This window comes from Vogesella sp. EB (assembly GCF_001037925.1).
In the GTDB taxonomy this organism is placed as follows: domain Bacteria; phylum Pseudomonadota; class Gammaproteobacteria; order Burkholderiales; family Chromobacteriaceae; genus Vogesella; species Vogesella indigofera.
On the sequence record NZ_LFDT01000007.1, the window covers coordinates 18033 to 38697 of the forward strand.

At 60.8% G+C, this 20665-nt stretch carries 26 protein-coding genes; 19 read left to right on the forward strand and 7 right to left on the reverse strand.

All coding sequences use genetic code 11. From position 1 onward, the window contains the following. Positions 1 to 48: 48 nt before the first annotated feature. The 6 genes from ACG97_RS05850 to ACG97_RS17155 all read right to left on the reverse strand — a co-directional run bounded on the left by ACG97_RS05850 (position 49) and on the right by ACG97_RS17155 (position 4417). Positions 49 to 396, reverse strand: coding sequence for a hypothetical protein (locus ACG97_RS05850; RefSeq protein WP_047966414.1), 348 nt, complete (start codon positions 394 to 396; stop codon positions 49 to 51). A gap of 913 nt (positions 397 to 1309) precedes the next feature. After that, positions 1310 to 1798, reverse strand: coding sequence for a hypothetical protein (locus ACG97_RS05855; RefSeq protein ID WP_047966415.1), 489 nt, complete (start codon positions 1796 to 1798; stop codon positions 1310 to 1312). 442 nt (positions 1799 to 2240) lie between these two features. Continuing rightward, positions 2241 to 2906, reverse strand: a complete 666-nt coding sequence (locus tag ACG97_RS05865) for a thermonuclease family protein (protein ID WP_047966417.1) — start codon at positions 2904 to 2906, stop codon at positions 2241 to 2243. Positions 2907 to 3002: 96 nt separating this feature from the next. Continuing rightward, a complete protein-coding gene (locus ACG97_RS17150) occupies positions 3003 to 3326 on the reverse strand; it encodes an addiction module antidote protein (RefSeq protein ID WP_082133660.1) in 324 nt (107 codons plus the stop codon). Then, positions 3323 to 3646, reverse strand: a complete 324-nt coding sequence (locus ACG97_RS05870; RefSeq protein ID WP_047966418.1) for a type II toxin-antitoxin system RelE/ParE family toxin — start codon at positions 3644 to 3646, stop codon at positions 3323 to 3325. Before ACG97_RS05870 ends, ACG97_RS17150 begins: the two co-directional genes overlap by 4 nt. Positions 3647 to 3745: 99 nt before the next feature. Next, positions 3746 to 4417 carry a S24 family peptidase gene (locus ACG97_RS17155; RefSeq protein ID WP_162199001.1) on the reverse strand — a complete coding sequence of 224 codons (672 nt, stop codon included), beginning with the start codon at positions 4415 to 4417 and terminating at the stop codon, positions 3746 to 3748. A 147-nt stretch (positions 4418 to 4564) separates the two neighbouring features. Between ACG97_RS17155 and ACG97_RS17160 the strand changes: the two genes are divergently transcribed. The 19 genes from ACG97_RS17160 (at position 4565) to ACG97_RS05960 (ending at position 20000) form a co-directional block, all read left to right on the forward strand. Further along, positions 4565 to 4798: a YdaS family helix-turn-helix protein gene (locus ACG97_RS17160; protein WP_082133669.1), complete on the forward strand. Its 234-nt coding sequence runs from the start codon at positions 4565 to 4567 to the stop codon at positions 4796 to 4798. 54 nt (positions 4799 to 4852) lie between these two features. Then, on the forward strand, positions 4853 to 5314 hold the full coding sequence (locus tag ACG97_RS16890; protein ID WP_053068081.1) for a phage regulatory CII family protein: 462 nt from the start codon (positions 4853 to 4855) through the stop codon (positions 5312 to 5314). 2 nt (positions 5315 to 5316) lie between these two features. Beyond that, complete coding sequence (locus ACG97_RS05885; RefSeq protein WP_047966420.1) at positions 5317 to 7101, forward strand: DNA cytosine methyltransferase; 1785 nt, start codon at positions 5317 to 5319, stop codon at positions 7099 to 7101. Next, complete coding sequence (locus tag ACG97_RS16895; protein ID WP_053068082.1) at positions 7098 to 7940, forward strand: DUF1376 domain-containing protein; 843 nt, start codon at positions 7098 to 7100, stop codon at positions 7938 to 7940. The genes ACG97_RS05885 and ACG97_RS16895 overlap by 4 nt, the downstream gene beginning before the upstream one ends. Beyond that, complete coding sequence (locus tag ACG97_RS05895) at positions 7921 to 8514, forward strand: hypothetical protein (RefSeq protein ID WP_047966421.1); 594 nt, start codon at positions 7921 to 7923, stop codon at positions 8512 to 8514. The genes ACG97_RS16895 and ACG97_RS05895 overlap by 20 nt, the downstream gene beginning before the upstream one ends. After that, positions 8511 to 8957, forward strand: coding sequence for a RusA family crossover junction endodeoxyribonuclease (locus ACG97_RS05900; protein ID WP_047966422.1), 447 nt, complete (start codon positions 8511 to 8513; stop codon positions 8955 to 8957). Before ACG97_RS05895 ends, ACG97_RS05900 begins: the two co-directional genes overlap by 4 nt. Before the next feature lie 22 nt (positions 8958 to 8979). Beyond that, positions 8980 to 9357 carry a hypothetical protein gene (locus tag ACG97_RS05905; RefSeq protein ID WP_156167975.1) on the forward strand — a complete coding sequence of 126 codons (378 nt, stop codon included), beginning with the start codon at positions 8980 to 8982 and terminating at the stop codon, positions 9355 to 9357. Next, a complete protein-coding gene (locus ACG97_RS05910; protein WP_047966424.1) occupies positions 9354 to 9602 on the forward strand; it encodes a hypothetical protein in 249 nt (82 codons plus the stop codon). The genes ACG97_RS05905 and ACG97_RS05910 overlap by 4 nt, the downstream gene beginning before the upstream one ends. Before the next feature lie 19 nt (positions 9603 to 9621). Then, positions 9622 to 9882, forward strand: coding sequence for a hypothetical protein (locus tag ACG97_RS17530; protein WP_156167976.1), 261 nt, complete (start codon positions 9622 to 9624; stop codon positions 9880 to 9882). Positions 9883 to 10163: 281 nt separating this feature from the next. Next, positions 10164 to 10880 (forward strand): terminase small subunit, encoded by a 717-nt coding sequence (locus ACG97_RS05915; protein WP_047966425.1) that lies wholly within the window; start codon positions 10164 to 10166, stop codon positions 10878 to 10880. Continuing rightward, positions 10861 to 12183, forward strand: coding sequence for a PBSX family phage terminase large subunit (locus ACG97_RS05920; protein ID WP_047966426.1), 1323 nt, complete (start codon positions 10861 to 10863; stop codon positions 12181 to 12183). Before ACG97_RS05915 ends, ACG97_RS05920 begins: the two co-directional genes overlap by 20 nt. Beyond that, positions 12180 to 14213, forward strand: coding sequence for a portal protein (locus ACG97_RS05925; protein ID WP_053068084.1), 2034 nt, complete (start codon positions 12180 to 12182; stop codon positions 14211 to 14213). The genes ACG97_RS05920 and ACG97_RS05925 overlap by 4 nt, the downstream gene beginning before the upstream one ends. A 27-nt stretch (positions 14214 to 14240) precedes the next feature. Continuing rightward, entirely contained in the window at positions 14241 to 15125 is an 885-nt protein-coding gene (locus ACG97_RS05930) for a hypothetical protein (protein WP_047966427.1), read from the forward strand. A 49-nt stretch (positions 15126 to 15174) separates the two neighbouring features. Further along, positions 15175 to 16386 (forward strand): P22 phage major capsid protein family protein, encoded by a 1212-nt coding sequence (locus ACG97_RS05935; RefSeq protein WP_047966428.1) that lies wholly within the window; start codon positions 15175 to 15177, stop codon positions 16384 to 16386. Between the two features lie 46 nt (positions 16387 to 16432). Continuing rightward, complete coding sequence (locus ACG97_RS05940) at positions 16433 to 16678, forward strand: hypothetical protein (RefSeq protein ID WP_047966429.1); 246 nt, start codon at positions 16433 to 16435, stop codon at positions 16676 to 16678. A gap of 2 nt (positions 16679 to 16680) precedes the next feature. Next, complete coding sequence (locus tag ACG97_RS05945) at positions 16681 to 17322, forward strand: hypothetical protein (RefSeq protein WP_047966430.1); 642 nt, start codon at positions 16681 to 16683, stop codon at positions 17320 to 17322. Position 17323: 1 nt separating this feature from the next. After that, complete coding sequence (locus ACG97_RS05950; RefSeq protein ID WP_053068085.1) at positions 17324 to 18772, forward strand: hypothetical protein; 1449 nt, start codon at positions 17324 to 17326, stop codon at positions 18770 to 18772. A 20-nt stretch (positions 18773 to 18792) separates the two neighbouring features. Beyond that, positions 18793 to 19089 carry a hypothetical protein gene (locus ACG97_RS05955; protein ID WP_053068086.1) on the forward strand — a complete coding sequence of 99 codons (297 nt, stop codon included), beginning with the start codon at positions 18793 to 18795 and terminating at the stop codon, positions 19087 to 19089. Between the two features lie 2 nt (positions 19090 to 19091). Next, complete coding sequence (locus ACG97_RS05960; RefSeq protein WP_047966431.1) at positions 19092 to 20000, forward strand: hypothetical protein; 909 nt, start codon at positions 19092 to 19094, stop codon at positions 19998 to 20000. 430 nt (positions 20001 to 20430) lie between these two features. Here ACG97_RS05960 and ACG97_RS18240 read toward each other — a convergent pair whose 3' ends face one another. Continuing rightward, the gene (locus tag ACG97_RS18240; protein ID WP_156167983.1) at positions 20431 to 20595 is read right to left on the reverse strand and encodes a hypothetical protein; all 165 of its coding nucleotides are present in this window, start codon (positions 20593 to 20595) and stop codon (positions 20431 to 20433) included. Positions 20596 to 20665 lie beyond the last annotated feature (70 nt).

Consider the following 20665-nt stretch of genomic DNA (forward strand, 5'->3'; position numbering starts at 1 on the left):
AAAAAAGCCGCACGGTGGCGGCCTGGTCGGGTTGCTGTTCGGCAGCTGTCATGCTGCCTCTTTCTTCACTTGGACTTCGGCGACCAGATCAACCCACTCACGGGCGGCCTTGGCCAGGTTGGGATACAGCGCGCTGACCACCGGATCGTGGTCAAACGCGGCGCGGAGAAGCTGCTTGCCGACGAAGGCGTGGAACTCGGCCAGCAGCGCTTCGCTGCCGGCGTCGTGCAGGCTTTCCACGAAGCTGTCCGCCAGCTGGGCGCGGCGCTTCTCGTCTTCCAGCAGCAGGTCGGCTTCGGCCTCGATGGCAAGGATCAGGCACTCGTCGCGGCCCTGTGCGGCCAGGTACTGGCCAAGGCTGGCGACGACGGGGCATGGGGTCGTTGCGGTATTCATGGCAATTGCTCCACGGCTTGGGCGATGCCCATCACGACAAAGAAAATGGTCAGCGCCAACAGGCTGCGCACGACCGACATCACTAAGGCCTTCATCACGCACTCACCTTGACTGCTTGGCCGCCACCCTTGACCAAGCGCAGGGCCGGCACCAGGCGAACCACGGGACGGCGGCGATCGCGCATGGCCACTAGGCCGGTGGCTTTCTCTACGGCCTCGATTGCATCCGGGCTGCTGGCGCAGGCGGGGTGCAGAATGATGCGGGCTACAGGCTGACGAGCTGGACAGCTACGCCCCTGATTGCAGTCGCCGGTGCACGGCGGGCACGATTTGAGTGACATAGCTGCCTCCAGAAAAAAGAAGCCCCGCACATGGCGGGGCAAGACACAACATCGAGGAGAAAAGGTTGGCCGCTTACGGCGGCCAGTCGTGCAAGCCGTTGGTTCAGGCCGCTCTCGCCTGTGTCCTACACCGAAACGCACTGCACTTCTTGGGCGATGCGCTTCGGTGTTGGGCCTCGATCTGAAGCCCGGTGCTACGCCATCAACACCCCTACCCTTCCCCTACGTCTTGGCTCCCCGAGCCCTCCCGCTTGCCACCCTCCGCTTCATCGCGCAGCACCGCTGGCCGTATCCGGGTTGTGTGCTGACGGTTGCCGCTCAATCGCAGTCTGCTTGCCTGCAGCGCTGCGCCGGTGAACGGTTCCGTATTCGTGGGTTGTTTAAGATCGTGCACGGTGTTGCTGTGCTGTTAGGCGAATATTAGGCATTGCCTTTCTTTTCGTCAATAGCCAATGACTAACTTTTATGAAAGTCGTTGCCTAACAGGGGCCAACAAAGAGAGGTAAAGGCTTACAGGGTGTTGCGTGGACAACAAAAAACCCGCCGAAGCGGGTTTTTATTGCGGCAAGCATTTCAGGGCTGGGGCTTAAACCCCCGATAAATCCAGCGAATCGTTATGGCTGAGGACCACATCGCGACGATAAAAGCAGTAGCTGCCCACATGTGGGTTGGGTTTCCATAATCCTCGAAGGTGTACTGTGCACCAATCCAAAATGCAATCACAGCAATGGCCGCCCCTACTCTCCTAAACCCACTCGCAGGAAGCGAGGCATGCCTGTAGTAGGCAAGCATTGAGACCAGCGGTAGGACCGACATGCCGGCAAGAAAGTAGAGGTTGCTAGGGTAAGGCATCCGATATGCGACAAACCCACACCCTGCCAGAGATAGCAGCAGCGCAATGACCGATCTGGACCACAAGGGAATTACTCTGATCTTCATTGCAACAAAGTTCAGTGCCATAGCGACCAACAGGCTGAGGAACGTAGCCATCAGCAGGGCGCCAAACACAACACCATTATCATATTCCATGCCTAGCTCACTATCATTAGCTTCATAGGTCATTCATCTTGACGGAGACTCCTGCCATTACTTCCGTGTGCACTGCATCACAACCTTTGCCCCGGACTTCTCTTCAGCTGCAGTGCGCAACATGCCGGCGATTGCACTCTGGCACGCCTCCTCAGATATGGCATCCATTACGAAAGTAGACGCCAAAACTGGGTTGTATGTAACCGCTCTCCATGCAAGCGTCTCAGCGACACTCTGCCTTGAGCACCGAGCAAACGACTTGTACTCCGCATCAACATTCGCAACCATAAAGTTGCAGCCACGCTCACTTGCCATGTCTACCTGCAAGAGTACCGTATCATTCAGCGGGCTAACCATCTGGTAGTACCGCCCGCCACTAAGCCCACCCATGGTCGCGCACCCAGTCATCGCCACGACCACCATCCCTGCCAATACCATCTTTTTCATACCGCTAAACCTCCCCGAGAAATAGCTTCTATCCACCACAAATCGACTCGCAAGGAATCCCGTCCTTGTCACCATCCAGCCGGCCAAGCCCGCACTGCTTCAGGTAGAAGTACGCCTCGTCACAGCTAGTCATCTGGCGGCAAACCGTCTTGCCACTGCAGCTGTACTTGCCACCCTGCTGCTTGTTGGCCGCCTTGATAATCGGATCCTGCGGCACCGCGGCCTTCGCCGTAGCGCCGCCGTGGCGCCACTTGCTCGGTTCGATCGGATTCGGGTCTGTCCACAACCCGGCGCGGTTGGCGCGCGCCTGCTTTTCGGCAGCGAAATAGGACTGCTCACGCGCGTACTGGGTGTAGACCCAAGCCATGCCGGCCTTCACCTGGACGAGATTGGCGTCCACACCGCCCACCGCCACCCGCGCTACGGTGCGGCCGTACTTGTCGGTCGTCTCCGGCTGCAGAGTCACCTGCTTGCCATACACCATCGCTGACAGTGCTTGTTTCGACCGCTCGCCGAACGGTTGATTTTTCTCCGGCGCGTCGATCTGCGCGAGGCGGACCTTGATCTGCTTCTTCTCGGACGTCAGGCAGGTGACCGTGTCGCCGTCGGAAACGCCGACGACCCGGCAGGAAATATCAGCGGCCATGGCAACGTTGGCCGCAAGGAGGGCCATCAGGAAAGGGATCAGCTTCATGGTGGGTGTCTGTGCTGCAAGTGGGAAACCTGCATTATATGACTTTTGCGTAGTGATGTCGGGGCGTAAAAAAACCCGCCGGGGCGGGTTTCTCTATCAGGCCATGATCGGATGGTCGTGATCATTTCCTTGTGCATCATGAACAGAAATTTTCAAACCAAGTGTTTTGAATACTCCTGCCAACGTGTGCAGGGTAGGGTTTCCACCGGGGCTTAGAGCTCGTGAAAGGCTTTCTCGCTTTACACCTGACGTTTTGGCTACCTTGCTGATGCCTTTCGCCTCAACAACAGCGCGAAGGGCAAGAAGAAGCTCATCTTCAGTGTCGCTTTCCTCAAAGGCAGCTTGCAGATACTCGACCATAAACTCATGGTCGCTCGCCAGTTGTTCGCGAAGCCACTCATCATGGCTACGGCTGGTCATGGTTCTCTCCTGGAGTGATAGTCGCGCAAGAAATCAACCGCGCGATCTATGTCTCGGTCTTGGGTGCCTTTGTCTCCGCCACATAGCAGGACAATGATCTTGCTGCCGTCTCGCAAAAAGTAGAGACGATACCCTGGACCAAAGTCTAGTCTTGCTTCGAACACACCTTCTCTCGTGTGCTTGTGATCACCAAGATTTCCCAGCTTGAACCGGTCAATGCGCTGAACGATTCTAGCCATTGTCTTCTTGTCCAGACCCATAAGCCAATTAGCAAATGGGTCTGCGCCGTTTTCTTGAAGGTAGTGTTCGACTGTCAGCATATCACGTGATCTAAAGGTCACAAATTTATAGTTTCAATCGCAACGATTGATTACATTGTTGCCACGCACAACTACAAGCAAGCCATTAACTGGCTTACTTCACAAATTAAAACTCACCGACACCACCAGCCCCACCACATGTAGTGCATCCGGATCCTCCGGCGACACGGTCAGATCCTTGTAGACGTCCTGGTTGTCCGATCGCACCAACACCGACCCGTCCATCTGCGCGAATAGCCGCTTCACGTAGCATTGCGTGCCGCGGCAGATCACGTGCACCTTGCCGTTGGCGATCTCTGACGTGCGGTGCACGATCAGGCTGGCGCCGTCCGGGATCGTCGGCTCCATGCTGTCGCCGGCGGCCACGATCGAGAACAGGCTGTCCGGCTTGAAGCCGTTCTTCATCGCCCAACCGCTGCGGCAGTAGTTCGGCGTGCCCTCAGTGTCGATCTCGAACACGGGCTCACCGCTGCCGGCCGACGCTTTCACCCGGTAGCGCGGGATGGCAAAGACTTCGTGCTGGATGTCATCGTCGGACTCCACGACCACCACGGGGCGCTGTGGGGTGGTGATGGCTGGGCCGAGTGCAGATTGAAAGGAATCGCCGCCACGGCCGATTCCCCAGTGATCTGGACCAACAACGTCCGAGAAGTAGGAAATTAGGCTGTCGATATGCGTCTTGCTGATGCGGCCAGTCTTCAGCCATCCCTGCACTGATGGCGGCTTCACGCCAAAAGCTCGCGCGACGTCAGCTTTACTGACGCCTTTCATTCTGATGGCCTCGGCTAGTGCCTGGCCCAATCGTTCACCGTTATGCATTGGCTAATTATCACTATCACATGCCACATTAGCCAATAGCTTGCATTATTGTTAGCCATTGACTTATAGTGTGGGCATTACAGACATGGAATGCCCGAAATGACTAATTCTGCACTTGACCGTGCCTGGAAAATCGCCGGCAGCAAGGCCGCGCTTGCAAAGCTTGCAGGCGTGAAGCCCCCAGTTATCCAGCAGTGGCTAAAAGGTGAGCGCCCCATCCCGCCGGCGCGATGTGTCCTTATTGAAAAAGGCACTGGTGGCGCCGTAACGCGCCAAGAGCTGCGCCCTGACGACTGGCTGCAGCTGTGGCCAGAGCTGAATAAGGCTGCATGAGTTCAGGCTACACCGTTCTCGATACCGCATCTGCATAACGAAAGGCGTCCACTCATGAGCCAAAACCCCTACAGCCACATCACTGCATCCGCCCAGGCCATCGCCAAGGGCTACCACAACGGTATCGCCGGGCTGGCACTGGCGATGCACAAGAACCCGACGATCTTCGCCAACAAGCTGAACCCGAACTGCGACACCAATCAGCTGACGCTGGAAGAGGCCGCAGAGATCACCGATCGCACGCAGAACCCGGCCATTGCCGACGCACTGGCGGCGCTGGTGGGCCGCGTGACTGTCGCCCTGCCCTGCGGCCAACCTTCCCTGCGCGAGCTGTCCCGCGACTTCTGCCACCTGGCCAAGGAGTGTGGCGACGTCGGCCAGCAGATCAACGAATCCGAGCATCCGGAAAGCGAATGGGGTGAGCAGCTGAGCCCGTCCGAGCGCAAGCGGATCGCCAAGGAGCTGCGTGATCTGCTGTCGGTGACAGCCGGGCTGTTGCAGCAGGTGGAGGGGTGAGCATGGAGATCCGAGAAATTCGTCATGGCCACCTGTTCTGCGGCCTCGGCGGTGGCGCCAAGGGCTTCAACAAGGCGCAGCCGCGTGTCGGTAACCTGCAAGCACGCTTTCGCTGCCTCGGTGGTATCGACGTCGACGCGGCTGCCATCCGCGACTTCGACCGCATCGTCGGTGTGCCAGGTACCGTCATGGACCTGTTTGACCGCTCGCAGTACATCGACTTCCACGGCAAGGAACCGCCAGCAGACTGGAGAGAGGCCACGCCGGCCGACATCCGCCGCGCCATGGGCAATGAAAGCCCGCACATCTGGTTTCTGTCCGCCCCCTGCAAGGGTTTCAGTGGCCTGCTGAATGAATCGCGCAGCAAAACTGCCAAGTACCAGGCGCTGAATCGCCTGACCCTGCGCGGGATCTGGCTCGCCCTAGAGGCCTATGCCGACGATCCGGCCGAGCTGATCGTGTTCGAGAACGTGCCACGCATCGCCAACCGCGGCCGGCACCTGCTGGACCAGATTGGCGGCCTGTTGCGCGCCTACGGCTACGCCGTGGCCGAGACTACACACGACTGCGGCGAGATCGGAGGCTTGGCACAAAGCCGCAAGCGCTTCCTGCTGGTTGCCCGACACATCGAGAAGGTCGCTCCGTTCCTGTACGAACCGGAGAAAAAGCGCCTTGAGGCTGTCGGCACCGTGCTCGGCCGCATGCCGATGCCTGGCGACCTTTCCTGCGGCCCCATGCACCGCGTGCCCTCGCTGCAGTGGAAGACTTGGGTGCGGCTCGCCTTTGTCGAGGCTGGCGGCGACTGGCGCAGCCTGAACCGGCTGGCCGTCGAGGATGGTCAGCTGCGCGATTACCTGCTGGTACCAGAGTACCGATCCGGCTACCTCGGCGTGAACGGCTGGCACGAGCCGGCTGGCACGATTGCCGGCCGCAGCGGCCCTTCCAATGGTGCATTCTCCATCGCTGACCCACGCACCCACATGGCCGAGTACAGCCAGTACGGCGTGTTGCCCTGGTCCAGCCACTCCGGCGCAAGCAGCAGCCAGTCGGCGCCAGGTGGAGGCAAGTATTCGGTCGCCGATCCACGTGCAGAGAAGGTGCGTCACAACAACGTGTTCCGTGTCGTCAGCTTTGACCAAGCCGCTGGCACCGTCACGGGCGGTCACGGCCCGAGCTCAGGCGGACAAGCAGTCGCAGACCCCCGCCCGGGCTGGAATCGTCACGGGGGCAACCTCGCGGTGATGGATTGGGCCGAGCCGTCGAATACGGTGATCGCCGGCGGCAAGGGAGTGCAAGGCGGCTGGCTGTCGGTAGCGGATCCGCGTACCGGACTGAATCGTCGCGAACGCGGCGATCACTACCTGACCGGCGGCCATTACGGCGTACTGGGTTGGGATCAAACAAGCGGTGCGGTTTCGGCTGCCGCCGGCCACGACAACGGCCGCTGGAGCGTAGCCGACCCGCGCATGCCAGAGCCGAACGAGAAGCTGCAGTGCGTTATCCGCTCGCTGGATGGCACTTGGCACCGGCCATTTACCACGCTGGAGCTTGCCGCGCTGCAAAGCCTCATCGAGCCAGAAGAGTACCTGGAGCTGGATGGTCTGAGCGACAGCGACTGGCGTGAGCGCATCGGCAACATGGTGCCACCCGAAGCGGCCACCGCTATTGCCGAGGTGATGGGCACCACCCTGCTGCTGGCCTGGTCTGGCGAAACCTTCGTTCTGTCGGCCACGCCGATCTGGGTGCGGCCGGTGGCAATGGCACTTTCGGTGCAGGGGGCGGCATGAGCAAGAAGACCAACGTCTGGATGCCGCTCTACATCGCCGATTACCTGGCGGATACGACGCGGCTGACCACCGAGCAGCACGGTGCCTACCTGCTGCTGATCATGGACTACTGGCGCAACGGCGCGCTGCCGGACGACGACGGCGCGCTGGCCAACATCACCCGGCTGACCATGCCGCAGTGGAAGAAGCACCGTGCAGTCATGGCTCGGCTGTTCCATATCGAGGCTGGAGAGTGGCGCCACAAGCGGATCGATAGCGAGCTGGTAGCAGCTGCAGCGAATGCTACCAAGCATGAGGAACGAGCCAAGAAAGCAGCTGCTGCACGATGGGGTAAGGATAGCAAAAGCAATGCTCCAAGCAATGCTACAAGCACACCTCAAGCAGAGCTTGATCAATGCCCATCACCATCACCATCACCTTCACCTAAACCCACTACGTCACCTAGCGGTGACTTCGTGGGTGAGCGGCACACGCACAACCCAGATGGCCCGGTTGGCATCCTGGTGCCAGACGATTTCGAGCCCTGCCGCAAAGCTGCAGCCACCGCCAACACCCTTGGCCTGGTACTGACGCTGGAGGTCGAACGCTTCACTGCGCACTACCAGTCCCGCAGCGAGGTACGCCGCGACCTGCAAGCTTGGCAGGCACAGTTTCGCAAGTGGCTGCTGGACCAGCAGCAGTTCAACGCTGACCGCGACAAGGTCACGAACGCCAGGGCGCAGGCTGCTGCCCGCTCTGGCAACACCCGCCAAGATGCCACCGCCGCAGCCTGCGACACGCTGGGCGTTGGCAGCCAGTACCTGACCGGAGGAAAGACCCATGCACAAATCGCCGATTAGCCAGGCCACCGTGGCCAACATCTTCCGCGTTCTGCGCGGCCGCTTCGGCACTGCCTTCGTGGACAAATTCCGCAGCGGTGTCCGCGTCGAAGATGGCCCGTTCGCAGGCAAGGACGCCGGCCTGCTGGAGACCATGGACGTGTGGGCCAATGAGCTGGCCGGTCTGTCGATGGCTGACATCGAGCACGGCCTGTCGATCAAGTTCAAGTTCCCGCCCAGCTGTGACGAGTTCGTCCAGGCCTGCGTGCAGCGCGACTACTCCGCCCAAGCACACAACACCGTGCCCGCCCTGCCGCCGGTAGCCATCACCGAGCTTGACCGCCAAGCAGCCAGGAAGCACATGGCCACGGTCACCAGCACCGTGCGCAGCATGAGCTTCCCGCAAGGCAACGCCAAGCGCGTGGACTGGGCGGAACGGATCGCCCGTGATGTGGCCGCCGGCAACTACACCGGCGGCGCCTACGGTGCCCGCATGGCGGCAGAAGCGCTGTTGGATGCGCGCAAGCCGATTCCGGCCTCGCTGGTGAAATTCCTGCCGAATCCGAACAAGCAAGACAGCTCGGAGGCCGCATGAGTAACGTCGTGAAATTCAAGGTGCCGGGTACGCCGGTCGGCAAGGGCCGGCCACGTGTATCCACCCGCGGTGGCAAGTTCGCCCGCATGTACACGCCGGAGAAAACCGCCAGCTACGAGAACCTGGTCGCGCTGGCTGCGCAGGAAGCCATGGTTGGCCGCAACCTGATCGACGGCCCTGTCGACGTGGAGCTGGTGATCCTGCTGCCGGTACCGGCCAGCTGGTCCAAAAAGAAGCAGGCAGCAGCCCTGCAAGGCCAGGTATACCCGACCAAGAAGCCGGACATCGACAACGTCGAGAAGGCGATCTTCGACGCGATCAACGGCGTGGTATGGCACGACGACGTGCAGGTCTGCGACGTCAGCAAGCGCAAGCGCTACGCTGAGGTGCCGGGTGTACACGTGGTGGTGAAGCCAATTGAAGGCGCGCTGTTCGCGGCCTGATCAGACGACAAGGGGGATGATCATGATTGAACCTGCAGCAGCCCTGCAGCACTGGGCAAAATGGGCGGTCGATACCGGCAACTGGCGCCAGACCTGCGCCGGCATCGAGAAGCACTACGCCAACAACCCGGAGCGCTATGTGCATGCCGACGATGCCGAAAAGCGCTTCCGCTTCAAATACGACCAGCGTACTGGCGAACTGGTGGAACGGCTGGTGAACACCTTGCCCGATCAGGAAAAGCTGGTGCTGCGCGCGCGCCATGTGCACTTCCCGCATCTGGCTGACGATATCGTCGCCCGCCGACTTGCCATGTCCGCCCGAGCGTTCGACACCACCCTGCTGGCGGCCACCGTTCGCTTCGGCCGGATCTGGCGCGAGTCGCACCGGGTGGCAGCATGAAGCGGCCCCGCGGACACGGGCTGGCGCGGAAGCTGGCCGATGTACTGGCGGATGCGCCGCGTCCGATGCTGCTGGGTGAGCTGGAAGCGGCGCTGGATTTCGAGCACCAGCCGGCCGAGATCATGAGCGTGCTGGTGAAGCTGCGGCGGGCTGGGAAGGTGACGACCAACCTTCAGGAGCGCGAGGGGCCAGGACGAAGAGTTGCCAGAGCGTACCACCTGACCCAAAATGCGCTTCAAATCTGAAACGCATAGGAGAAGAATTATGGATGAAGTACGCAAGCGCCTCGGTCTGAAAGAATCTGACCAGATCAAGCAAGTCTCGCGCCGCGATAAAGGCCATCTTGGGCAGACCGAGGAGTGTACCTACGACATCCTCTCCGAAACGGGTGAGCTGATTTGTAAGGCCCGCGTTGAAGAGCATCAGCCAGTAGGGAAACTTCGTGCAAAGCCAACATTTTCCTTGGTACGGCTGAATAAGGATGGCGGCTCACCTGAGCATCTTGGCAGCTGGCAGAACGGCTAAATTCGGCATATATGCCAACGCACCCCATGACATCCAGTAAAACCAAGGGTGTGCTATCTTGACGTCGTGGTGGTCGAGCTATGCCCACCGGAAACTCAGCCCACCCCGCCATGATGCGGGGTGTTTTTTTGCGACACCACATGAGGCTTTGAACGTGCTCATGTGCCGAACCAGCCCCGCCAGAGAGCGGGGCTTTTTGCTTTCTGCTGGGTTGGCCAGCAGGCCGTGAAACCTGACTGGTTTTCCAAGGCACCACTTCACGCCGAGGAGGCGAAAGCCTCATGGCACTGACCGCAAAGCAATCTCGATTCGTTGACGAGTACCTGATCGATCTGAACGCTACGCAGGCGGCGCTGAGAGCCGGCTACAGCAAGCGAACAGCCGGCCAAATTGGTGACGAGAACCTTAAAAAACCTGAAATCCAGAAGGCTATCCAGCAGCGCATGCAGGAGCGCCAGGCACGGACACAGATCAGCGCCGACATGGTGCTCAGGCGCTGGTGGGAGATTGCCACGGCTGACCCGAACGAGCTTGTGTCGTATCGGCGCGTCTGCTGCCGGCATTGCTTTGGGGTTGGCCACAAGTACCAGTGGGCGGATGAGCTGGAATATCAGCGAGCCGCCCAGCAGGCCGAGAAGGATGCCGCCGAGGCAGATCGCCACGCCGTACCGCCGAGTGATGAAGGTGGTTACGGCTTCGACAGAACCCTGCGACCCCACCCGAAATGTCCGGAGTGCAAAGGCGAAGGCCACGGCGAGGTGTTTGTGAACGACACCCGAGACCTGCCAGCAGCAGCCAGGCCGCTCTATGCCGGCGTGAAGGTCACCAAGGATGGGCTGGAAGTGAAGCTGCAGGACCAGGGCAAGGCACTGGAGAACGTGGCGCGGCATCTGGGCATGTTCAACGACAAAAAAACGCTGCTTGGCCCTGACGGCGGCCCAATACAGATGGTTGGCCGCATTGAGCTGGTGAGTATGGATGACGACGGCGAGGATTAAGCTACCCAAGAAGCTGATACCGGTCTTTTCCGGACAGGCTGACGTTCGTGGCGCTTACGGCGGCCGCGGCTCAGCCAAGACACGCAGCTTCGCCAAGATGGCCGCCGTGCGCGGCTACATGTACGGGATGAGCGGCGTCAGCGGCATTCTCCTGTGTGCCCGGCAGTTCATGAACTCGCTGGAGGACTCCTCGCTTGAGGAGGTCAAGCGCGCCATCGAAGATGAGCCGTTTCTGCGCTCGTATTACGAGATCGGCGACAAATACATCCGCAGCAAGGATGGCCGCATCGCGTTTGCCTTTGCCGGTCTGGATCGCAACATCGCGTCCATCAAGTCGAAAGGCCGCCTGCTGCTGTGCTGGGTGGACGAGGCCGAGCCGGTCACCGACGAAGCGTGGTCGACGCTGATCCCGACCCTGCGCGAGGAAGGCGAGGACTGGAACGCCGAGCTGTGGGTGACGTGGAACCCCAAGCGCAAGAATGCTCCGGTTGACCGACGCTTCCGTTTCTCCACTGACCCGTTGGTCAAAGTGGTACAGCTGAACTGGAAGGACAACCCGAAGTTTCCCGAGAAGCTGGAGCGTGAGCGCCAGCGTGATCTGCAGGAGCGGCCAGACCAGTACGGCCATATCTGGGAGGGTGAATACGTGCAAGCCGTCGAGGGCGCCTACTACGCCGCCAGTCTGCTGCTGGCCCGCGAGCAAGGCCGTATCGGCCGTGTTGCCGCTGACCCGCTGATGACCATCCGCGTGTTCTGCGACATCGGCGGTACCGGAGCCCGCGCCGACGCCTTCACCATGTGGGTGGCGCAGTTCATCGGCAAGGAAATCCGCATCCTGGACTACTACGAGGCTGTCGGCCAGCCGCTGGCCTCGCACCTAGTGTGGATGCGCAGTCGTGGTTATACGCCGGACAGAGCGCAGATCTGGTTGCCACACGACGGGGACACGCAGGATAAGGTGTTCGACGTCTCGTACAACAGCGCCCTCACCTCCGCCGGCTACACGGTGACGGTGGTGCCCAATCAAGGCAAGGGCGCGGCCAAGGCTCGTATCGAGGCTGGCCGCCGGCTGTTTCCGTCCATGTGGTTCAACGAGCCAACGACGGAGGCCGGTATCAGCGCACTGGGCTGGTACCACGAGAAGCGGGACGAGGCGCGCGGCATTGGCCTTGGCCCTGAGCATGACTGGGCCAGTCATGGCGCTGACGCCTTCGGGCTGATGTGTGTAGCTTATGAAGAGCCAAGAACCTCTGTTGATGACAGCGAAGACGCCTATAACGGCGCCGGCGGGTGGATGGGATGATGGAAAAAGATAATGACGTGGTTTCGCGCTGCAAAAAAGCGCTAGAAAAGTCGGTGGAGTCGGACAGCCACAACCGTGATGCCTGGCTGGAGAACCTTACCTTCGCCCGCCTTTCCGAACAGTGGCCGGAACAGATCAAGAAAGAGCGTGAGCTTGAGCGCCGCCCTTGCCTGACCATCAACAAGCTGCCGGCCTTCATTCGTCAGGTGGTGAATGACTGCCGGCAGAATCGCCCTTCCATCAAGGTGCATCCGGTAGATGATCGCGCCGACGTGGATACCGCCGAGGTGATCAACGGCATCATCCGGCACATTGAGCAGTCCAGCGATGCCGACGTGGCCTACGACACCGCCGTCGATCTGTCGGCCAGCTGCGGCTATGGCTACATCCGCGTGGATGTGGACTATGCCTATGACGACACCTTTGACATGGACATCAAGATCGATGCCGTGGTGAACCCCCTGCTTGTTCATCGTGACCACAGCTCCAGCAAGCACGACTCCAGCGACTGGAGCTATTGCATTATCGAGTCATGGATGAGCAAGGAGGAGTTCGAGCGCAAATATCCAGGTAAAGCGGAGCGCAGTTTCGAAGGCCTCAGCAGCGACTGGTACAACACCGACGATGGTGTGATGGTGTGCGAATACTGGGAGCGGAAGGAAGAGGCTAAAACCGTGCTGATGCTGAGCGATCAGCAGGTGCTGGACGAGGACGCTTACCTGTCCAACCTAGAGTTTTTCGAAGCATCCGGCCTTGCCATCGTTGATGAGAGAACGGTTCGCAGCTTTAAGGTGGTGCAGTACATCATCGGTGCTGATGAAGTGCTGGAAACCAACCCGTGGGCGGGTCGCTATATCCCCATCGTGCCGGTGTATGGCGAAGAGGTAAACAAAGAAGGTAAGCGCTACTTCCGCGCCCTAATCGAGGATGCCAAAGACCCGCAGCGCATGTACAACTACTGGCGCACGGCGATGACCGAGACGGTGGCGCTTGCTCCGAAGGCACCATTCATTGGCCCCAAGGGCGCATTCGAAAGCGACAAGGGGAAATGGGCGTCCGCGAACACCAAGAACCACGCCTACATCGGATACGACGGTGGTATCGCACCACAGCGACAACCGCCGCCATCACCCGACGCCGCGGCTATGCAGTTGGCCGCAACTGCCAGCGAGGACATGAAAGCGGTAATGGGGCTATACGACGCCAGTCTGGGCGCCCGTTCGAATGAAACCAGTGGACGCGCCATCATGGCCCGTCAGCGTGAGGGCGACACCTCCACCTTCCATATCATCGACAACCTGACCCGGGCGATTCGCCACGTCGGCCGCATCGTGCTGGACCTGATTCCCCATGTGTACACCCGGCCGCGCATCGTGCGCATCATTGGAGCAGACCAGCAGCCAAAGTCAGTGCCAGTGAATCAGCAAGTGCCGGACAAGCAGGCAGATGGCGGCATGCGGGTATACGACCTGACCAAGGGCAAATACGACCTGACCGTAACGGTTGGCCCGAGCTTCAACAGCAAGCGCGAGGAAGCCGCCACGCAGATGATCGAGTTTGTGCGCGCCTACCCTGCGGCTGCACCAGTGCTGGGGGACCTGCTGGCCAAGAATCTGGATTGGCCGGAAGCGCAGGAGATTGCCAAGCGACTGCAGGCACTATTGCCGCCGCCAGTACAAGGCCAGAATCCGCAGCTCACACAGATGCAACAGGCCATCCAGGTTTTGCAGAGCAAGCTGCAACAGGCTGAGCAGGACAAGTCGATGGAGGCACGGAAGCTGGACATCGACGCCTACAACGCTGAAACAAACCGGCTCAAAGCGATGGGCGGCGCAATGACACCGGAAATGGTGCAAGGACTGATCATCCAGACCATGCAGCAATTGATGGCCTCGCCGGACGTTTTGCCACCGCAGCAACCGGCACCTGCTCCACAGATGCCACCGCAGGCACCGCCGCCTGCCGGCATGCCGCCACCACAGCCGCCGCAAGGCGGTTTTTTCATGCAGCCACCCAGCCCGTCCGTGTGACGGGTTCTCTTTTTCAAGGACTGACACATGGACGAAATGACCAATCCCGACGAGGAAGTCATCGATCAAGCTGCCGGCGCAGCCGACGACGGCCAAGCAGGCGACAGCTTCGACAGCGGCGAAGTCGAAAACAATGCCGATGATGGCGAAGGCCAGACCGGCGAAGAAGGTGCCGAGGGCGCGGAGGTCGATACCGAGGAAGTCGAGATCGACGGCAAGCGCTATGCCGTGCCAAAGGAGCTGAAAGACAAGATCCTGATGCACGGCGACTACACCCGGAAGACGCAGGAAGTTGCAGAGCAGCGTCGCGTACTGGAACAGGAGGCTCAAGAGTTCGGCCATCGCCAGGAACGCATCATGTCTCACATGCAGGAGCATGCGCAGCTGATTGCCATTTCTGAGCAACTGGCACAGTACGACCAGATCAACTGGCAGGCACTGAACCAGGAAGACCCGCAGCAGGCACAGGCGCTGTTTTTCCAGCGCCAGCAGCTGCAAGAAGCTCAGCAACAGCTGGGTGCAAGACTCTCACAAGCAGAACAGCAGTTTGCCCTCGAAAAGCAGCAGGAAACTGCCAAGCGAATCGAACAAGGTCGCGCGGTTCTGGCGAAAGAGATTCCAGGCTGGAACCCGGAAATGGCCGGGAAAGTTCGCAGCTTTGGCGTGCAAGTGTTTGGCAGCGAAGAGGCAATGAGCAAGAGCCTCGATCTGGCAGACCCGCGCAACATCAAGATGCTGCACCTGGCGCGCATCGGCTTTGAGGCCCAGCAGAAGGCTACCCAGAAGCCAAAGCCCGCCCCCGCCAAACCGGTAACCAAGGTGTCGTCTGGCTCCAATGCGGTACAGAAACCGCCCGAGAAGATGACCGATGCCGAGTGGTATCGCTGGCGTCAAAGCCAGAAAAAATCGTAAACCAATGCCCGCCTTTATGGCGGGCTCTTTCGTTTGGAGAACCTGAAATATGGGCAACACTGTACTGACTCACCAGATGATCGCTCGCGAAGCCGCCGCCATGCTGATGGAGGCTTCTCCGTTCATCGGCAATATCAACCGTGGCCGCGAGGAAGACTTCGGCAGCAACACCCGCGGCTACAAGGCTGGCGACACCGTGAAGGTGCGCATCCCGCCGGCCAGCAAGGTGTTTGACGGCGCCACCTTCGCCGGTGGCGGCAACGCCCCGGATCAGACCGAAACCTACATCAACCTGACCGTCGACACGCAGAAGCACGTGCCGCTGACCTTCACCACCAAGGAAAAGGTACTGAACCTCACTGAGTTCAAGGACCGTTTCCTGCGCCCCGCCATGGAAACACTGGCCTCGGTGGTGAGTGCCGACCTGATGGCCAAAGCATATCTCGGCATCCCGAACCTGGTTGGTACTGCCGGCAGCTTGCCGACCACCATGAAAACCTTCGGCCAGGCGCGTGCCAGCCTGGAGCGTTACCTAGCGCCAACCGACGGCAACCGTACCGCGATCATCTCCAGCGACGTCAACACCGAGATGGTAGATAGCTCCAAGGCGCTGTTCAATCCGAACAAGCGTATCGCAGACCAGTACACCACCGGCGTTCTGGGTGATGCCCAAGGCCTGCACTTCTTCGAGTCGCAGTCCCTGCCGACCCACACCAACGGCAGCAAGGTGGCCGGCGTAACCATCAACGGTGCCAGCCAATCTGGTAACACGCTCAACATCGGCGGGCTGACTGGTGGCGACACCATCAAGAAGGGTTCGGTATTCACCATCGCCGGTGTGTATGCGATGAACCCGCTGTCCGGCGTGGCTTACCCGCAGCTGCGTCAGTTCGTCGTAACGGCAGATTTCACCGCCGCCGGCACCACTGGTTCGATCAGCATCTTCCCGGCCATTGGCGCGGTTGCACCGGGCGCCACGGTGTCGGCCACTCCTGCAAACGGTGCTGCACTGACTTTTGTGGGTGCTGCCAGCACTGGCTACCGCCAGGATCTGGTGTTCCAGAAGGACGCCTTCGCCGCAGCCTTCGTACCGCTGCCGGTGATTGCCTCCTGCGAGGGCTACACCGCCCGCGCCGGCGACATGTCGGTACGTGTGATGACCTTCGGCGACGGCAAGTCCGACCAGGAGCATACCCGCATCGACGTTATGTACGGCTTTGCCACTGTTCGTGGTGACCACGCCGTGCGCGTCACCGAGTAACCAACCTGCCCCGCTTCGGCGGGGCAGCCCACTTCAGGAGACTGACATGTCCGAAGTCCAGGAATACCCGAAGGCTCTCTACAAAGGCGACGAGTTCAAGATCGTGCCCGACAAGGCCGCCGAATCGAACGCCCGTAAGGATGGCTTCAAGGGTTATCACGAGCAGGAAGCCGAACAGTCCGGCGGCAAGACGCAGGCGCGCGGTAGCCGCAAGCCTGACGACAAGCAGGAACAGTCCGGCGGCCAGGTAGCTGGCGCCGGTGAACAACAGCAACCTGGACAGGGTGAATAACCATGAGCGTGTCGACGTATGGCGAGCTGAGCAACCTGATCGTCCAGCGCTTGGCACGTTCGGTTGCCCCTGAACGCATTGCCGAGTTTGTGCTGCTGGCCGAGGTGCTGCTGAACCGGAAGCTACGCCTATCCGGTATGCAGGCAGTAGCACCGCTGGTCATTGCTGCCAACGCCAACACAGCGGCGGTGCCGACTGGCTTTCTTGCGGCCCAACGTCTGACACTGGAAGACGGCAGTGAAGTGCAGCCGGTTTCTCTGGACGCCATGACTTTCCGGACGCTGACCGGGCAGCCGGCAACATTCACGGTTACTGGCGATGTGGGCTTTCAGTTCGACATCAAGGCCAACCGCGATTACACCGGCACCCTGCGCTATTACAAGCGCCAGTCTCTGGATACTGCGAACAGCGCCAGTACCAACTGGCTACTGGTTAATGGCCCAGATTGCTACCTATACGCGGCACTGGTTTCGGCGAACGACGCTTTCAAAAACCCATCTGGTGTGGCAACAGCCACGGACTTTCTGGATGCGGCCGTTCGCAGCCTGGAAGAATCCGACAAGAAACAACGCAACGAGAGTAACGATGTGCTGGGCTGCGATGTGGCCCTGTGCGGTTTGCAAGGCTCATTCTTTGGTGGCTGACATGCTGGTACCGCTCAACAACTTCGCGCCAGACCTTGATCCGACCACGCCAGGCATCATGGTGGACTGCGACAACCTGCTGCCGACGCTCAAGGGCTACCGCGCGGCGCCGTCGCCGGTCAGTTTGGGCATGCCGGCGCTGACTGCCGCCTGCCGCGGCCTGATCGTTGTGCGCAAGCTGGACAACACCTGGCGCATTTTCGCCGGCACGGGTGCGGCGCTGTATGAGGCAACCGGCAACACCTGGACCGATCGCTCCAAGGTCGGCGGCTACAGCAACCCCGCCGAATCGCGCTGGCGCTTCGCTCAGTTCGGCAACGTCACGCTTGCGGCCAACCGCTCTGACCCGATGCAGCAGGCGCTGGACGCTGGCTTTGATGACGTGTCGACGGCACCAACAGCAGCGATCATCGAGACGGTGGCCGGCTTCGTGATGGCATTCGACACCGTGGATGGCACCTACGGTGACCGGCCGGATGGCTGGTGGTGCTCTGCCCTGCGCAATCAGGCTGACTGGACGCCGGCCATTGCTACCCAAGCCGCCAACGGTCGGTTGCTGGACACGCCCGGGCCGGTGCGTGCCGGCCGGCGCCTTGGCGCCGATATTGTCGCCTACAAGGAGCGCTCCATGTACCTGGGGCGCTATGTCGGCCCGCCGGTAATCTGGACCTGGACGCTGATCCCGGGTGAGATCGGCGCACTGTCGCAAGAAGCGGTGATCGATATCGGCACGGCGCACGTTTTTCTTGGCGCCGACGACTTCTACCTCTTCGACGGCACGCGGCCAACGCCGATTGGCGCATCGCTGCGCGAGTGGTTCTTCGCCGATCTGGATCCGGCCTATCAGTACCGCGTGCAGTCTCTGCACGACCGCACCAACGCCCTGGCGTACTGGTTCTACCCCACCGTCGGCAGTGACGGGGCGCTCACCAAGTGGGTGGCGTACCACTACAAGGCAAACAAGTGGGGGTGCGGCTCTCTCGCGATCGAGGCGGCCAGCGAGTACCTGAACGGTGCCATCACCTTCGATTCCCTGGGCGACCTGTTTGCCACCTACGACGACATCCCACCCATCGCCTACGACTCTCCGTACTGGACGGAGTCATCGGCACTGATGTCGGTGGTCAACAGCAGCCATGCCCTGCAGTCACTAGAGGGCACCGCCGGTACCGCCACGTTAACGACCGGCGATCTTGGTGATGACGAGGTGTTCACCACGCTGACCAGGGTGAGGCCGCGCTTTATCACCGCTCCGGCCAGTGCAGAGCTGGATCACTTGGTGCATGACACGCTGGATGCGGCACCGACCCAGGTTGAGAGCTCTGCACTGAACGGCGGCAAGTTTGACGCGCTGTGGTCTGCCCGCTGGCACCGGCTGCAAATCACCACCTCTGGCGACATGGAAATCATGGCGCTGGCGGCACAGTTCCAGGAGGACGGCAGCGAATGAACCAGCTACCTGAGCGGCCAATGCTGCCGCAGACCACAGACCAGAAGTGGCCGGAACGGCTGACCTTCCAGTTGACGATGCTGCTGGCTGACATCAACCGCTCCGTCAACCGGTTAACCGGCGGTCGCATGGTGGCGGTGCTGGCACTGGATGCGGCGCCGACGGCTGGGCTGTGGGGGATTGGCGACGAGGTGCGCAACAGCAACCCGCAGGAGTTGGGCACACCCGGCAGCAAATACATCCTGCGTGGCTGGATCTGCACCGCCGCGGGTGAGCCAGGCACCTGGAAAGAACAACGAACTTTGACAGGTAACTGAACATGGCGACGAACAGTAGCTTTCTGACTGGCAATTACCAGGCCGCCAGCGCGCCCAATACCGTTGGCTGGGGTGCAGCGCCCACCGACATCAAGAACCTGCCCAATGCCCTGATGCAACAGGGCTGGAACATGGCGTCGCAACCCTATCAGCAATACGGTGGCGACCGTCTGGCCAACTTCTCCGGCGAGCAGAACAAGGCCATGGACATGATCACCAATCGCGCGACGAATGGTGATCCGACGATGCAGGCCGGCGCCGGGATGGTGCAGAACACGCTGAACGGCCAGTACATGAGCCCGGACAGCAACCCGTGGCTGAAAGGCACCTACGACGCCATGGCCGGCCGCATGTCTGACGCCTACGCCCGCGGCACAGGCGCCCAGACCATGGCGCAATTCAACAACGCCGGCGCCTACGGCGGCAGCGCCATGCAGGAGGTGCAGCAGGCCAACAATACTGCCTTCGCCGACTCGCTGGGCCAGCTGGCCAACCAGGTGTATGGCGACAACTACCAGCAGGAACGTGGCCGCCAGCTGCAGGCCGGCCTGATGGCGCCGACCTACGGCAATCAGGCCTACACCGACGCCGCGGCACTGCAAGGCGTTGGCGCGGCCAAGCAGGCGCAGGATCAGTCCAAGCTCGACATGAACTACAGCGACTGGCAGAACGCCAAAAACTGGGGTTACACCGGCTACGACATGTTGAGCGGCATGCTCGGCAGTTCCAGCAATGCACAGCAGCTGGCGCAGAACGCCGACCAGTTCAACCGACAGAACAGCGGCGGCAGCAATGCGGCCAACTGGATCGGCGGTGGCCTGGGGTTGCTTGGCACGCTGGGCAACACCAACGTCGGTGGTTCGTCGTTGCTTGATCATGCATGGAGTGGCCTCTCCAGCCTTTGGGAGTAAGCGATGAAAAAGACAGCCAAACAGCTGGCCGCCGCCGGCCGGGGTGGCGACACACGCCTTGCCCACCTGACGCCTGGCGAGGTAGTTGTACCTCGGAAGATCGCCCCGCTGGCACTGGGGCTATTGAGTGAAGCCGGCATTAATCCGGAGCGTTACCAAGTTGGCCGCAAGGCCAACTCGCGCAACCCGGCAACAGGCTTGCTGGAATTCCGCTACGACGACGGCAGCTCACCGGAAAGCGATGATGCCGGCGACACTGCGGACGATGCTGGATCGCAGAACAGTCAAAGCGACATCGATGCTGCCAAATCCATGATGGACACCAACAATGCCCAGCTCGGCTACGCCAAGGGTGTCGGCGAAATCTCGCCCGGCACGCTCGGCCGCATGCGTGACAACATGCGCGAATCCGGGTACCGCGGTACCGGCATCAGCGACACCATGGGCAAGATGGGTGTCGGCTACTTCGACCGAGCCAAGCAGCTCGGCTATGGCACGGCGCTGGGTTCTGCCGGCGCCAGCGCGCTGAACAAGCTCGGTGCGCTCGGTGCCGGCATGCTGATGGGACCTGGCGGCGCCATCCTCGGCGGCACACTCGGCACCGCGCTCACCGCCGACAACATGAACCAGTGGGGCGAGCAGTTTGCCCGTAGCGTGGTCGGCGG